The sequence below is a fragment of the Actinokineospora spheciospongiae genome (assembly GCF_003182415.1).
GTDB lineage: Bacteria > Actinomycetota > Actinomycetes > Mycobacteriales > Pseudonocardiaceae > Actinokineospora > Actinokineospora spheciospongiae.
The window spans coordinates 320902-334919 of sequence record NZ_QHCP01000004.1 but is presented as its reverse complement, the minus strand read 5'-3'; the positions used below and the strand labels follow the sequence as shown (position 1 = coordinate 334919).

Here is a 14018-nt window from a genome sequence, read left to right as displayed (position 1 = left end):
GGTGGCGGGGAAGTCGAACTACTCGGGCGGCGTCCGGTCGATCCTGGTCGCGTGCTCGTGGTCGACGGACTGGAACGTCGTCGAGGCGCTGTCCAGGTTCTCGCCGGTCTTGACGATCCCCGTGCCCGCGTCCGCGCCGTACTTGCGGGTGTCGGTGGCGGGCTTGACGTACTTCTGCTCGAAGGCCTTGCCGATGTCGTCGGTGCCCCAGCAGCCGTCGTGGTCGTCGAGGACGACGTTGAGGGCGGTGACGGCCGTGTTCAGCCGTCCCCCCGCGCCCTTGAGCTTCTTGGTGCCCGCGGCGACGCCGTCGGGGTCGAGGCGGAACTGCTCAGTCATCGGACTTGCGCCTTCCGTTGTCGGCGGGCTTGCCCGCGGTCCCGCCGAGGGCTTCCAGGCCGCCGAAGCCGTCGAGCATCGGGCCGAGCAGGGAGTTGACCATCTCCATCGGGTCGACCTTGCCGCTGGCGAGGCCCGCGACGTCGATGCCGGGGATGGCGGGGTCGCCCATCGCCTCGCTGATCTTGGCCATGCTCTCGGCCTTGGCCCGCCCCAGCGTCTCGACGATGACGTGGGCGAGCTGGGCCGGGGGCATCGTCTTGTACTTGCCGCCGGTGAAGGCCATCTCCAGCAGCTCGCCGCGGCCGTCGACGGTCATCGACAGCGAGCGGTCCTTGGCGTGGACGGTGGTGTTCTCGTTCCACAGCCTGCCCAGCTCGCCGAGCTTGGCCCGCTCGCGGTCGAGGTCGGCCATCGCGTCGTCGGCCATGCGGCGCAGGTCCGCCTCCGACATCGAACTCCAGTTCACGTCATCTCTCCCGTTCGCTCGTCCGGCCCAGCATCCGCAACGCCTGCTCCCGCGCCTGTTCCAGCAGCTTCGCGTCCTCCTCGGACCGCTGCGGTCCCCCGGTCGGCTGCTCGGCGGGTGGGCTGCCGATCGGCGACGGGGACTTCTGCTCGGTGGCCGGGGGCCTGCCGAGCACGGTCGCGCCGACCGGGTTCTGCCACACACCTGCGTCGGCCTCCAGCGGGATCTCGGCGAAGCGCTCGTTGTCGCGCTCACCAGGACCACGTCCGCCGAGCCCCATCGGGTTCATCGGCCCGTAGCCGGGTGCCGCGGGCGGGCCCGTGTGCCCGTTGAAGGACGTGTGCGCGGCGGGTGCGCCGGAGAGCCCGGTGCCGGGTTGGACGGCGGTCAGGTCCGTGGCCAGGGGCCGGACCGGGGGTGGCCCGAACTGCCCGGACGCCGGGGTGACGGTGCCGCCCGGCATCCCGTGCCCGCCCGAGGAGGTCGCGATGGCGGGGATGGTCGGGGTGCCCCCCGGATGCGCCGGGGGTGCGGCGACCGCCGGGACAGCGGGGGCGGCGGGGGGCGCGGGAACGACCGGGGCCGAGGTCGCGGCGAGGGTGGCGGGCGCCGCCGCCGTGACCGGTGGGGCGGCGGTGACCGGCGGGGCCGCCGAGACCGTCACCGGGAGGACCGGGACGACGGCGGGGACGGCGTGCTCGGTGCTCGGGTCGGAGGTGACCCGGACCTGCCGCTCGTCCAGCGCCTCCCCCCGGTCCTGCGGCCCGCGCGTGGATTCCTCCTCCGTGGACTCGTCCTCCTGCTGGGTGGCGATGACGGTGCGTTCGCGCTTGCCCGTGGGCTGGGGCGCGCCTGTCCCGAGACCGGAGCTGCGGCCGAGCACCGCGGGCGGCAACCCGACGGAGGCGGCGGTGACCGCACCTTGCGCGGGCGAGATCGCGGCGGCCCAGGGGTCGCCCCCGGCCGCCGTGACCTGGTCGCCCGACCCGGCGGCCGCCCAGGTGGTCCCCGCGGTGGTCTCGACGGGTGCTCTGCCGACCACCGGGGTGCCCGCGAAGCCCCACTGGGTGTCGCCGGGACCCCCACCGGAGGTCACGGTCTCGCGCCTGCCGAAGGCCCCACCGCCCACTCCACCGAAGGTGCCCGACCCGGGGCCGCCCGCGGCGAAGGCGCCGGGGCCGAACCCGGCGCCCACCGCACCGTAGGTGCCCGGGTCGCCCTGGCCCTGGAACAGGTCCACGCCGGTCTGCGTGAACGAGTTCACCGGCTGGGGCCCCGGAGCGGCCTGATCGGGGGCCTGCCAGGTCTTCGCCCCGTTGATCAGCGGCAACGGGGTGATCCTGGTGCCGATGTCCCGGTAGGCGGTGCCCAGGTCGCGCACGATCTGCAACGCCGACTCGGCGTGCTGGGCCTGCACCACCTCGGGCGCCGGTGCGTCCGGGGCCGGTGGCGCCGCGGCCTGTTCGGCCTGCTTGCCCTGCAGGTCCCGGAAGCGCTGCTGGCTCGCGGCGAGGGCGTCGCCCGCCGCGCGCAGGGACGCGGCGTAGCCGGGGTTCCACGCGGCCTGCAGCACCGCGTCGACCGAGGCGCCGAGGCGGTGCGACACGTCGTCGAAGGCGACCAGCACCTCACCGTCGAGCGCCTCGTGGATCAGGCGGGCGTCGTGCCGGATGCCGTCGAGCACCTGCTGGAGCCGTTCGGTGGCGGCGTCGATCGCCCTGGCCTGCTCGTGGTACACCTCCGGGTCTCCCGCGAAGACGAGCGCGGCGAGCTGCTCGGTGGTGAGGTTGGCCAGGTTCGGGTCGTCCGCCGGGGGCGGCGGGTCGAGGGGTGCGAGTACCACGGGTCAGCTCCGTCCCAGAACGGGCGGCCGGGGGCCGTCCTTGTCCTCGTCCCAGGCACCGTCCTCGGCCTGAATCCAGATCTGCGGCTCGCGCTCCTTGTCCTGCTGGCCGCCCATGCCGCCCATCCCGCCCATGCCGCCGCCCATCGGCATCCCGCCCATGGGCATGCCGCCCATCTGGCCCGCCTGGGACAGGCCGCCCGGGATGCCGGGGGTCGCGTTCGCCGCGGCGGTGGTGACCCCGCCGGGGACGGTCAGGCCGCGGTCGCGGGAGACGTCGGTGTCGAACCGGGCCTCCCCCGCCGCGCCGACGGAGGCCGGGACGTGCCCGGCGCCGCCGCCACCGCCGAGGGACGGCACGTGCACGCCGCCACCACCGCCCGCCCCGCCGCCGCCCAGGCCGCCGGAGGAGGTCTTGATGTCCGGCTTCTGCGCGCCGAGCGGGTTGAGGAAGCTCTCCAGCGCCGAGCTGGTGCCACCCGCGGTGTCCCCGGCGGCGCCGATGCCGTCGATGGCCCGGCGGGCGGCCTCCTTGGCCTCCTCCAGCGCCCTGGTGCGCTCGGGGCTGTCGCCCTCCTGGGCGAGCGCGTCGATCGCCTTGTCGGAGGCCGCCTTGGCGTCCTCGACGGCCTTGGCGTAGTCCGGGTCGTCGGGGTCGATCGCGCTGTCGAGGCCGTCGATGGCCTCCCGCGCCGCCTTGGCCGCCTCGTCCAGGGCCTTCTGCTGCTCCGGGGTGTCCCCCGGCCTGCCGAGCTTGTCGATCGCGGCCTCGGCGGCGTCCTTGGCGTCCTCGACCGCGCGGTGGTGCTCGGGGCTGATCAGGTTGTCGATCGCGTCCTGGGCGGCCTGCTTGGCCTCCTCCAGCGCCGCCTTCTGCGCCGGGTCGTCGGTCTTGGCGATCATGTCGTCGAGGGCCTTGGTGGTGGCGTCCTTGGCGTCCTGGAAGGCCTCGCGGGCCTTCGGGTCGAGCGGTTCGGAGCCGGAGCCGGGGCCGTCGGAGGAGGTGGAGGGCTTGTCGCCCAGCCCGCCCGCGCCGCCGCCGATGTCGTCGATGGCCTTCTGCGCGGCGTCCTTGGCGTCCTCCAGCGCCTTCTTGCGCTCGGGGTCGTCGGTCCCGCCGGTGAGGTCGTCGATGGCCTTGCCCGCGGCGTCCTTCGCGTCGTCGAGCGCTTCCTGCTCCTCGGGGGTGGGCACACCGGAGCCGCCGCCGAGCCCGCCGGATTTGTCGCCGGACCCGCCGGAGCCGCCGGTGAGGTCGTCGATGGCCTTGTTCGCGGCGTCCTTGGCGTCCTGGAGGGCCTTCTGCCGCTTCTGCTCGGCGGGGTCCGACCCGCCCGGGGTGCCGCCCATGCCCGGGGAGCCGCCGGTCATGCCGCCGCCCGCGCCGGTGTCGCCGCCACCGCCCGCGCCGGTGTCACCACTGCCGCCCGCACCGGTGTCGCCGCCGAGGCCGCCGGACTTCCCGCCGCCCATGAGGTCGTCGATGGCCTTGCCCGCGGCGTCCTTGGCCTGCTCCAGCGCCTGGTCGCGCTTGGCCTGCTCCGCCGAGCCCGCGCCGCCCGCGCCGGTGTCGCCGCCGCCCGCCGCGCCCGAGCCGGTCTCGCCGCCGCCTGTCGCGCCCGAGCCGGTCTCGCCGCCCGCGCCGCCCTTGAGGCCGTTGATCGCGTCGGAGGCGGCCGCATTGGCCTTGTCCAGCGCCTCCTTGTCGGAACCGCTCCCGCCGCCACCCGTGCTGCCGCCCCCGCCGGTGTCGGAGCCGCCCGACTTCGAGCCGGACCCGCCGGAGGAGCCGCCGCTGCCACCCGTGCCGGAGTCGTCGCCCAGGTCGTCGATCGCCCCGGTCACGGCCTTCTTGGCCGCCTCGAGGGCGGCCTTCTCCTCGGGGTCGTCGGTCTTGGCGATCAGGTCGTCGATCGCCTTGACCGCCGCGGCCTCCGCGTCGTCGAGGCCCTCCTGGTAGTCCTCGTCCTCCCCTTCACCGCCCCCGGTGTCGGTGTCGTCGTCATCGTCGTTGTTGTTGCCGTTGCCGTTGTTGTTGCCGTTGCCGTTGTTGTTCCTGCCGCCCGTCGAACCGCCGTAGCGGGGGTCCTCGGACTTGGCCAGGCCGTTGATGATGCGCAGCGGGGCGAGTTCCTGGCCGCGCGAGTCGTACTGCGTGCCCAGCCCCGAGGTCAGCTCCTGCAGGCTCTTGATCAGCGCCGCCTCGGCCTCGTCGTTGAGGGCGACGATCGCCTCGTTGGTCTTCTCCGCCAACTTGTTGATCAACTGCTGGATCTCGGAGGCGTTCGTGTCGTCGGCCAGGTCCATCAGGTTGTTGATGCCCTTGATGCCCGCGTTCTGGATGCGCTTCTCTTCGCTCTCGCGGTTCTTGTCGGCCTCGTCGACGATCTCCCACCACCGGTTGGCGTAGGCCTGGATCGCGTGGCCGACGTTGCCGATCGTGGTGCCGTACTGCTTGCTGTTGAGCGTGGTGTAGAGCTCTTCGCTCTCGCTGAGCAGGTCCTTCGTGTACTTCTCGAAGGCCTCCCCCGCCTCGCCCTCCAGCGCGGTGCGCACGTTCTTGATCTCGGTGGCGAACGCCTCGTTGACCTCGCCCAGTCGCTTGGTGGCGTCCTTGACGGCGAACTCGAGGTCGTACCAGGCCTCCGCCGTGTTGTTGGTGGAGAGGCTGCCCTCGACGCCGCGGCCCCGGTGCGCGGTGTAGAGCAGGTCCTTGACCGCGTCGCTGAGGGCCTTGTACGTGGTGTACTTCCCGGGGAGGAACGCTGGGGCGGACGCCTGGTAGACGCCCACCAACTGGGGTTTTTTGGAGTCGGCCATGGGATCGGTTCCTCACCGGGGAGCGGTTGGCTTGGGTGGGTCGGTACGCGCACCAACCCGCCGTCGTCCTGCCGGGACGGTGCCGGGCCGGGGCGGAGGGCGGGTGGGTGGGGAAGGGCGGAAGAGGAGGGCTCAGCCGACGCTGTCGTTGTAGCCGTCGCCGTCGGCGTCGTTCTTGCGGCCGCCGAAGTTGCCCTGGTCCTTCTCGGTGTTCTGGTCCAGCGTGGTGATGCCGGAGGTGATGTTCTTCTTCAGCTCGCCGATGCTGTCCTTGATCTTCTTGGCGTTGTCGCCGTCGAGGTTCTCGAAGTCGTCGGCGATGTGGGTGAGGGTGGTCTCCATCTGCTCGAGCGCGATCTTGAGGTGCTCGGCGTGGGCGACGATGCCGTTGCGCCGGTCGTCGACGACGCGCTCGAGCCACTGCGCCAGCTCGAACTGGCCCGCGTTGGGCCAGTGCGGCTTCAGCTTGGAGAAGGCACCCATGTCGTCCATGAGGGCGCCGAGCTTCTTGGCCGACGTCCGGATCGCCTCCGGGTCGAACTTGGTGGTCATGATCGGGGCTCCTTGACCTTGTTCTGCGGGAGGGGGAAGGGTCCGCGGTGTGCCTGCGACCCGGCAGGCACACCGCGGACCGATCAGCCACCGTTGGCGAGGATCTTCTTGCCCCAGTCGCTGTCGGAGCCCTGCATGCCCGAGGCCGCGGCCTCCAGCTTGACCTTGAGCTGCTCGAGGTAGTCGTTGTGCTTGCCCAGGTCGGCCACCAGGTCGGTGGACAGGCTCTCGTAGGCCTGGGCGCTGGTGCCCTCCCAGTTGACCATGATGTTCTTGACGTCGGTCTGCAGTTCCTTCACGTCACCGGCGATCTCGTTCGCCTTGTTCTTCATGAGGGTGACGCACTGCTCGATGACGTCGTAGTCGTAGAGAACCTGGTCGTTCGCCATGATCGGGGTCCTTTGCTCGTGTCGGGGTGGGTTCGGGTGGGATCAGGGGGTCGCGCGGTGGACCGGGCCGGGGCCCGGCGCTCAGCCGCCGAGGAAGCTCGAGCTGGACATGGACAGGTTCGTGATGTCCCGCGCGCTCGTCAGGTCCATCTCGGTCTGGTCCGCGGCCGCGCCCTTGATCGCCTGGATCATGCCGTTCATGTTCGTGATGACGCCCTGCTTCATCTGGTTGATCCACTCCTCGCAGACCTGGTCCAGCGCCGTGGTGACCTTGCTGCCGCTGTTGGCCAGGGTCTCGGCGATCTGCTGCCGCAGCGTCCGGAGGTGGGTGTTCTCCAGGGTGTCGATGAAGTTCTGGTGCCGCCCGGCGGCGTCGTCGATCTGTGTCTGGCTGAACTTCGTTGCCATTGCGGTCCTCCTGGGTTCGGTGTGCGACTGCCTTCATCCCCAACACGGTCGGGGAGCTCCGGGTGGTTCACCCCCGGAACGGGGAATTCGGATCAGGGGGCCTGGGTCTGCAACGCGGCCTGCGTGCTCAGCAGCGGACCGGTGGGCAGCAGGGCGAGCAGGGCGGCCGGGACCGGCACCGCGGCGTTCTCGGCGTAGCCGAGCGCCCCGAGCGCGGCGGCGTCGGCCACCGGGTAGCGCATCCCGTTCTCGGTGATCAGGTGCAGGGCGCCCGGTGCCGCGCCGGGGGCGGGCAGGTCGCGGGCCAGCACGCCGCCGCCCGCGGGCACGGAGGCCCGGTCGGCCATCGTCCCGGCGTCGTGCGGGGCGGTGGGCACCGCTTTGGCGTCGACCTCCGCGGCGGGTCGGACCTCGGCCGCGACGTCCATGTCGCCGTCGCCGGTCGGCCCGTAGCGGACGCAGGCGTAGGAGTCGCGCGGCGGGGTCACCAGGGTGGGTGGTTGCGCGGGCAGGCCGCTCACCAGGTCGACCCCCGGTGCGACCGGGATGCCCTGCAGGGCCGCGGGTCCGACCTCGATCGGCGTCACCGCCGCGCCCGGGTACGCGCGCTTGGTGTCCGGGGCGGCCAGCAGCAGGGCCGCGGTGGTCCGGCTCAGCGCCGCGACGCCGTCGGCGCGCAGCAGGTAGAGCTGGTCGGAGTCGATCGCGGGGTTGCGCACGCGGAAGACCTGGCCCACCACACCGGGTTTGCCGTCGACCTGCGGGCCCGCCGCGCCGATGCCCGGGGTCACCGGGGCCGCCACGTCCCTGCCCTGCTCCAGCGGGTTGAGCCAGGCCGCCGACACCGGCAGGGGCCGGGTGTCGCCGTAGCCGAGGGTGTCGAGCACGGCGCGGTCGCCGACGCGGTGCCGCTTGCCCTGCCACACCAGGTGGACCCCACCGTCCGGGGTGGACACCAGGAGGGCCTGCGCGTCGGTCAGCCCCGGTCGGGACGGCCCGCCGATCAGCAGGGTGACCTGCGGGCCCGCCTGGGGTGTGCCGTCCCCGGGGGTGACGCAGGCCGTCCAGGGGCCGCGGTTGAGCCGGTCGGCGCCGGGGAGCATGTCCGGTGCGCCCGTGATGCCGATCGGCTGGCCGACGGGGGTGTCGCCGAGGGAGTTGCGCGACACGGACTTCACCTGGCCGCCGCCACCGGCACCCCCGGTCGCCAGCCTGGCCGAGGAGTAGTTGAGCACCGGGCGCAATTGCCCGGCGAGGTAGACGTACCGGGTGCCGGTCGTCTTGTCCATGACGATCGCGCCGTCCTGACGCCAGGAGTTGTCCCCGCCGGGGACGAACAGCCCGTAGATGCCGAAGATCGCCATCAGCACCGCCGCGAGCAGCACGCCGAACACGGTGCCGGTGTTCAGCCGCCGGTAGGGCGACTGGATGGCGTCGGGCCTGCCGGTGGTCACGGCGGACACCAGCCGCCCCACCACGAAGAAGTAGGCCTGGACCTGGTCCCTGCGCGACTGCATGTCAGCCCGCCAATCCGCGCATGGCCGCGTACACGCCCAGCACCTGCAACAGGATCGGCACCACGGCGATGGCGGTCACCGATTCGAGGATTTCCACGGCCCGGCCCCAGTAGGGGCGCAACCGCCGCCCGGGCAGGCGTTCCCCGGCCAGCAGGAGCAACAGCCCGACCACCAGGACGGGCAGGAACACCACCAGCAACCGCGCGCCACCGGTCTGCTCGGCACCGACGTGCAGCAGGTTGGTCACCACGACCACGAGGGCGGGCACGACGAACGCCCACCGCGCGGCCAGCCCGCTGGGGTGGCGCGAGCGCAGCAGCAGCAGGAACGCCATCACCAGCGACAGCACCATCGACCAGCCGTGGCCGCCGACGACCAGGAACGGCACCAGCACCGACTGGGCCAGGCCGAGGCCGGTGTGCAGGGCGGTGGAGTAGCCGACGGTCGCGGCACCGCGTTCGATGACCACCTTGTGCGGCACCGGGTCGATGTCCTCGCTCAGCTCGTCGGCGCCACCGGGCAGCATCGGCAGGGTCAGCCCGGAGAGCCGGAACGCCGTGGACGGCACGAACGCCCCGGCGAGCAGCGTCAGGGTCAGGCCGATCGCGACGGCCTGCGGCCCGGTGACCTCGGCGAGCGACCCGATGAGCCCGGTCACCGCCAGCACCCCGGTGAACAGCAGGGCCCCGGCGAACAGCAGGGCCGAGTCGGCGACCGCGACGACCCCCGCGGCCAGCGCCACGAGCGCGGCGGCGGCCGCGGCGGTCAGCCGCACCATCGTCCCGGACTCCGGGCTGAGCACCCGCACCAGCAGGTCGCCGCCGAGCGCCGCGTAGACCGCGCAGGCACCGGCCAGCACCGTGGCGGGCTGCGGCTTGGCGGCGCCGCGCGCCACCAGGGCGCTCGCCCCCAGCAGCAGGACGGCCACCACCCCGGCAACCAGGGCCTGGAGGCCGACCGCGCCCACACCGGGCACCAGGAGCACGCCGAGCACCAGCGCGGCACCGGACACGACGCGCAGCAGCACCCGGGTGCGGGCGGCGTTCCACGCGCCGGGGTGCTCGCGCACCTGCTCGCCGACGCCGTCGACCAGGTCGTCGAAGTCGATGGCCGCCAGCTCGTCGGCGCGCGGCCGGAAGTGGACGGTGTCGCCGTCGAGGAGTTGCAGCTCGGCGAGGGTGCGGTCCTCGTCCAGCGGCGGTTCCCCGACCCGCTGCACGACCCACCCCTCGTGGTCGGCGCCCTGCTCGATCCACTCGGCCCCGAACTGGGGCAGGACGGCGGGCAGCAGGTCGGTGAGGGGGACGTCCGCGGGCAGGGCGACGTCGGTCGCCTTCTTCCCGAGCACGAACCGCAGCCTCACGGCGGTGGTCGTGCGGTGCTGTGTCTGCTCTTCCATCGGTGTCCGGGTCCTTTCCTGCCGGTGCGAGGCAGAGCACGGCTGCGGGGCGGTCCCGGGTTCACCCGCGGCGGCGGTGACCCTTTTCGGGGTCGGGAGCCGTGCAGGGGTGGAGAGCACCGACCGACCGAGGAGAGCACGTGGGCACAGTCCTGTTCGCGCGGAGGTCGCGGCGGCCCAAGCCGACCGCCCCCGACTCCGAGATCGAGATCCAGGAGCCGCCCGCCGTACCGGAGGACACCGGCGGCGGCATGAGCTCGGTGCTGATGTACGCCCCGATGGGCCTGGGCTCGATGGCCATGGTGATGATGTTCGTCCGGCCCGGCGCCGGGGCGATGGCCTACATCGGCGGCGGCATGATGGTGCTGTCGGTGGTCGGGATGCTCGTGGTGCAGCTCATGCGCAGCTCGGTGACGCACAAGCAGAAGCTGCACGGGCACCGCCGCGACTACATCCGCTACCTCGCGCAGCTACGCGGCCGGGTCCGCAAGTCCCTGCACGCCCAGCAGCGCGCCGCCCGGTGGGTGCACCCGGACCCGCGCGCCCTGTGGTCGATCGCCCTGGGCTACCGGCTGTGGGAGCGCAGGCCCGCCCACGACGACTTCGGCGAGGTCCGCCTGGGCGTCGGCGCGCAGCGCTCGACGCTGAAGCTGCTGCCGCCGAGCACCAAGCCGATCGAGGACCTGGAGCCGATGTCGGCGCACGCGCTGCGCCGGTTCCTGCGCGCCTACTCGTCGCTGCCGGACGCGCCGATCGCGGTGTACCTGCGCGGTTTCGGCCAGATCCAGTTCAGCGGCGCCGACGCGGCCGTGCTGGACCTGGTCCGGGCGGTGCTGGCCCAGTTCGCCGTCGCGCACGCCCCCGGTGACGCCCGGATCGCCGTGTGCGCCTCCGCCGACCGGGTGGACCGCTGGGACTGGGTCAAGTGGCTGCCGCACAACCAGGACCCGGAGAGCCGCGACGCGGCGGGTCCCCGGCGGCTGGTGGCCGCCGAGGTGGCCGAGGTGGAGCTGCTGCTGGGCGGCCCGTCGTTCACCGGCAGGCCCCGGTTCGAGGCCGACACCCCGATCACCGCCTCCGAGCCGTTCGTGGTGCTGGTCGTCGACGGGGTGTCCGTGCCGTCGGACCACCGCATGGCCGACGAGGGCTACCGCAACGCCGTGGTGCTGGACGTGTCCGGTTCGCTGCCCTGGCAGCAGCGCCCCGGCGTGCTGTTCCTGGAGGTCGACGCCGACGAGGCGCGGACGGTGTCGTTCGACCGGTTGGGCAAGCCGAGGACCAGCCCGCTGTGCAGGCCCGACCGGCTCAGCGCGATCGCGGCGAGCGCCCTGGCCCGCACCACGGCCCGGTTCCGGGTCGGCGAGGTGTCCGAGGACGACGAGCCGATGGCCGCCGACTACGACCTGGCCGGGCTGCTCGGCCTCGGCGACGTGGCCCGGTTCGAACCGGTGAAGTACCGCCGCGAGCGGATGACGGCCAAGCGGCGGCTGCGGGTGCCCATCGGCATCGCCGCCAACGGCACGCCGCTGGAACTGGACCTCAAGGAGGCCGCCGAGGACGGCATGGGCCCGCACGGGCTGTGCATCGGGGCCACCGGTTCCGGCAAGAGCGAACTGCTGCGCACGCTGGTGCTGGCGCTGGCCGCCACGCACACCTCCGAAGACCTGAACTTCGTGCTGGTGGACTTCAAGGGCGGCGCGGCGTTCCTCGGCTTCGACGAGCTGCCGCACACCTCGGCGGTGATCACCAACCTGTCCGAGGAGCTGGAGCTGGTCGACCGGATGCAGGACGCGCTGGCCGGTGAGATGAACCGCCGCCAGGAGCACCTGCGCGCGGCGGGCAACTACGCCTCCCGCCGCGACTACGAGGCCGCCCGCGCCCAGGGCGTGCCGCTGGAGCCGATGCCCGCGCTGTTCATCGTGGTCGACGAGTTCTCCGAGATGCTCTCGGCCAAGCCCGACTTCATCGACCTGTTCGCCATGATCGGCAGGCTGGGCCGGTCGCTGGGCGTGCACCTGCTGCTGGCTTCCCAGCGGCTCGACGAGGGCCGCATCCACAAGATCGAGACGCACCTGTCGTACAAGATCGGCCTGCGCACCTTCTCGGCGATGGAGAGCCGCAGCATCCTCGGTGTCCCGGACGCCTACGAGCTGCCCAACAGCCCCGGCAACGGCTACCTGCGCCCGGACACCCAGTCGCTGATCCGGTTCAAGGGCGCGTTCTCCTCCTCCCCCTACCGCACCAAGCAGCGGGCGCAGTCCGACGACGGGGTCGAGCAGCGGGTCGTGCCGTTCGGCACCGCCTACGTCGAACCCCCGGCGACCCTGGAACCCGAGCCGGAGCCGGAGCCGGTGAACGGCGAGGTCACCGAGACCATGCTGGACGTGCTCATGGGCAGGCTGCGCGGGGTGGGCCCGCGGGCGCACCAGGTGTGGCTGGCCCCGCTCAAGACCTCGGCCACCCTCGACCAGCTTCTGCCGCCGCTGGTGGACGACCCGAAGCTGGGCCTGCGCCCGGTGGGCGACCTGATGACCTCCGAGCTGACCGTGCCGCTGGGCCTGGTCGACCTGCCCGCGCAGCAGAAGCGCGACCTGCTCGTGGCCGACCTGTCCGGCGGCAAGGGCAACGCCGCGGTGGTCGGCGGCCCGCAGAGCGGCAAGTCCACCGTGCTGCGCACCATCATCTCGGCGCTGGCGCTGACCCACAGCGCCGCCGAGGTGCAGTTCTACTGCCTGGACTTCGGCGGCACGCTCAGCTCGCTGGCGAAGCTGCCGCACGTGGGCAGCATCGCCAACCGGCTCGACCGCGACCGGGTCACCCGCACGGTGCTCGAGGTCACCAACATCATGTCCAAGCGGGAGGAGCTGTTCGCCGAGCACAACATCGACTCCATGACCACCTACCGGCGGGCCCGGCGCGAGGGCCGCTTCTCCGACCTCGACCCGTACGGGGACGTGTTCCTCGTCGTCGACGGCTGGTACACGATCAAGCAGGACTTCGACGAGCTGGAGGAGAGGTTCACCGAGATCGCCGCGCGCGGGCTCAGCTTCGGCGTGCACCTGCTGATCTCGTCGAGCCGGTGGGCGGAGATGCGCCCGTGGCTGCGCGACGTGCTCGGCACCCGCTTCGAGCTGCGCCTCGGCGACCCGACCGACTCCGAGATCAACAGCCGGTTCGCCGCGACCGTGCCCGCGATCCCCGGCCGGGGCATCACCCCGGACCGGCTGCACTTCCTCGCCGCCCTGCCCCGCATCGACGGCCAGTCCGACACCGACGACCTCGCCGAGGCCACGGTGGAGCTGGCCGAGGCGCTGGCGGTGCCCGGCGGCCCGGTGGCCCCGCAGGTGCGGCTGCTGCCGCACACCCTGTCGGTCGCCGAGCTGCCCCCGCCCACCGCGCCGTCGAAGGCCGCGGAGGTCCGCATCCCCCTCGGCGTCGACGACGTCGAGCTGGGCCCGCTGTGGCACGACTTCGACGCCAGCCCGCACCTGCTGATCTACGGCGACACCGAGTCCGGCAAGACCAACCTGCTGCGCCACATCGCCCGCTCCGTCGTGACCCACCACAGCAACGACGAGGCCCGCATCATGTTCGGCGACTTCCGCCGCGAACTGCGCGACTGCGTCCCCGCCGAGCACCAGATGGAGTACGCGGTCGGCGCGGAAGCCCTCGCCAAGTCCATCGAGGGCGCGGCGTCGGTCATCCGCAAGCGCGTCCCCGGCCCGGAGATCACCCCCAGCAGGCTCCCCAAGCGCGACTGGTGGCAGGGCGGCAGGCTCTACATCATCATCGACGACTTCGAGATGACCGAGACCGCGGGCGGCGCGGGCGCGCTGGCCCCCCTGCTCCCCGTCCTCGCCGACGCCGCGGACGTGGGCGTGCACGTGATCATCGCCCGCTCCACGACGGGGGCGGGCCGGTCGATGGGCAACGCGGCGGTCCGCAAGATGTGGGAGCTGGGCACGCCCGCGCTGCTGCTGTCGTGCCCGAAGCAGGAGGGCGCGTTCCTGGGCAACCTCAAGCCCCGCACCCTGCCCGTCGGCCGGGGTCAGTACATCAACCGCCGCCGCTCGGTGCGGCTGGTGCAGACCCCGCTGGTGGACCTGCCGGAGGCCACGGACTGACCGGTCGGGGCGAAGGGGTGGTCACCGCGCTCGCGGTGACCACCCCTCTCCCGTGCGTTCAACCCGAACCGGTCGCGGGCGGCCACCCGTCCCGCGACGGGTTGAGCCGCCTGGCGCGGCTGTCGGGGAACTCCCGGTTGTCACCGACCGGGCGGGCC

10 protein-coding genes are annotated in these 14018 nt (G+C 72.9%); 1 reads left to right on the top strand and 9 read right to left on the bottom strand.

Annotated features, from left to right (window positions below; translation table 11 throughout):
• Positions 1 to 18: 18 nt before the first annotated feature.
• From DFQ13_RS12650 to eccD, 9 genes are all read right to left on the bottom strand, one after another.
• Positions 19 to 339, bottom strand: coding sequence for a WXG100 family type VII secretion target (locus tag DFQ13_RS12650; protein ID WP_035282717.1), 321 nt, complete (start codon positions 337 to 339; stop codon positions 19 to 21).
• Positions 332 to 808: a YbaB/EbfC family DNA-binding protein gene (locus tag DFQ13_RS12645; RefSeq protein ID WP_233427569.1), complete on the bottom strand. Its 477-nt coding sequence runs from the start codon at positions 806 to 808 to the stop codon at positions 332 to 334. Before DFQ13_RS12645 ends, DFQ13_RS12650 begins: the two co-directional genes overlap by 8 nt.
• Before the next feature lies 1 nt (position 809).
• Positions 810 to 2651 carry a hypothetical protein gene (locus DFQ13_RS12640; RefSeq protein ID WP_110079922.1) on the bottom strand — a complete coding sequence of 614 codons (1842 nt, stop codon included), beginning with the start codon at positions 2649 to 2651 and terminating at the stop codon, positions 810 to 812.
• A 3-nt stretch (positions 2652 to 2654) separates the two neighbouring features.
• Positions 2655 to 5471: a hypothetical protein gene (locus DFQ13_RS12635; protein ID WP_110079921.1), complete on the bottom strand. Its 2817-nt coding sequence runs from the start codon at positions 5469 to 5471 to the stop codon at positions 2655 to 2657.
• A 132-nt stretch (positions 5472 to 5603) separates the two neighbouring features.
• On the bottom strand, positions 5604 to 6023 hold the full coding sequence (locus DFQ13_RS12630) for a hypothetical protein (protein WP_035282721.1): 420 nt from the start codon (positions 6021 to 6023) through the stop codon (positions 5604 to 5606).
• Positions 6024 to 6106: 83 nt separating this feature from the next.
• On the bottom strand, positions 6107 to 6412 hold the full coding sequence (locus tag DFQ13_RS12625) for a WXG100 family type VII secretion target (RefSeq protein ID WP_110079920.1): 306 nt from the start codon (positions 6410 to 6412) through the stop codon (positions 6107 to 6109).
• Positions 6413 to 6493: 81 nt separating this feature from the next.
• Complete coding sequence (locus DFQ13_RS12620; protein ID WP_110079919.1) at positions 6494 to 6820, bottom strand: hypothetical protein; 327 nt, start codon at positions 6818 to 6820, stop codon at positions 6494 to 6496.
• 92 nt (positions 6821 to 6912) lie between these two features.
• Positions 6913 to 8337 carry a type VII secretion protein EccB gene (gene eccB / locus DFQ13_RS12615; RefSeq protein WP_110079918.1) on the bottom strand — a complete coding sequence of 475 codons (1425 nt, stop codon included), beginning with the start codon at positions 8335 to 8337 and terminating at the stop codon, positions 6913 to 6915.
• Position 8338: 1 nt separating this feature from the next.
• On the bottom strand, positions 8339 to 9736 hold the full coding sequence (eccD, locus tag DFQ13_RS12610) for a type VII secretion integral membrane protein EccD (RefSeq protein ID WP_110079917.1): 1398 nt from the start codon (positions 9734 to 9736) through the stop codon (positions 8339 to 8341).
• Positions 9737 to 9876: 140 nt separating this feature from the next.
• On the opposite strand from eccD, the gene eccCa reads away from it, so the two are divergent.
• The gene (eccCa, locus tag DFQ13_RS12605; RefSeq protein ID WP_110079916.1) at positions 9877 to 13860 is read left to right on the top strand and encodes a type VII secretion protein EccCa; all 3984 of its coding nucleotides are present in this window, start codon (positions 9877 to 9879) and stop codon (positions 13858 to 13860) included.
• Positions 13861 to 14018: the final 158 nt, after the last annotated feature.

What these genes read in the sequence shown, in the direction of transcription:
- DFQ13_RS12650 (WP_035282717.1), bottom strand. Translation starts at nt 339, where the DNA reads ATGACTGAGCAGTTCCGCCTCGACCCCGACGGCGTCGCCGCGGGCACC.
- DFQ13_RS12635 (WP_110079921.1), bottom strand. Translation starts at nt 5,471, where the DNA reads ATGGCCGACTCCAAAAAACCCCAGTTGGTGGGCGTCTACCAGGCGTCC.
- DFQ13_RS12630 (WP_035282721.1), bottom strand. Translation starts at nt 6,023, where the DNA reads ATGACCACCAAGTTCGACCCGGAGGCGATCCGGACGTCGGCCAAGAAG.
- DFQ13_RS12625 (WP_110079920.1), bottom strand. Translation starts at nt 6,412, where the DNA reads ATGGCGAACGACCAGGTTCTCTACGACTACGACGTCATCGAGCAGTGC.
- DFQ13_RS12620 (WP_110079919.1), bottom strand. Translation starts at nt 6,820, where the DNA reads ATGGCAACGAAGTTCAGCCAGACACAGATCGACGACGCCGCCGGGCGG.
- eccB (WP_110079918.1), bottom strand. Translation starts at nt 8,337, where the DNA reads ATGCAGTCGCGCAGGGACCAGGTCCAGGCCTACTTCTTCGTGGTGGGG.
- eccD (WP_110079917.1), bottom strand. Translation starts at nt 9,736, where the DNA reads ATGGAAGAGCAGACACAGCACCGCACGACCACCGCCGTGAGGCTGCGG.